The sequence below is a fragment of the Pollutimonas rozaliensis genome, assembly GCF_048751585.1.
Lineage (GTDB): Bacteria > Pseudomonadota > Gammaproteobacteria > Burkholderiales > Burkholderiaceae_B.
The window spans coordinates 1-247 of sequence record NZ_JAZHOB010000294.1; the positions used below are offsets into that span (position 1 = coordinate 1).

1 protein-coding gene is annotated in these 247 nt (G+C 64.4%); it reads right to left on the reverse strand.

Going from position 1 to position 247, the window contains the following annotated elements; genetic code table 11:
- Positions 1-247 (reverse strand): thiamine pyrophosphate-dependent enzyme (locus V0R37_RS22965; protein ID WP_420376675.1); only part of this gene is annotated, 247 nt, incomplete at both ends.

Below are 247 nucleotides of genomic sequence, written 5' to 3' on the forward strand. Positions count from 1 at the left end.
CTTCGGGGAAGTTCTGCTTGATGCCCATGGCGGCCGGAAAGCCGAAGCCCATGGTGCCCAGGCCACCGGAGGTAATCAGGCGGTTGGGCTTGTCGAACTTGTAGTACTGCGCGGCAAACATCTGGTGCTGGCCCACGTCGGTGGTGACGTACGCTTCGCCCCGAGTGACGCGGCACAGCGCCTCGATGACTTCCTGGGGCTTCAGCGCCTCGCCGGGCTTGGAGGGCTCATAGAGCTTGCCTTCCCG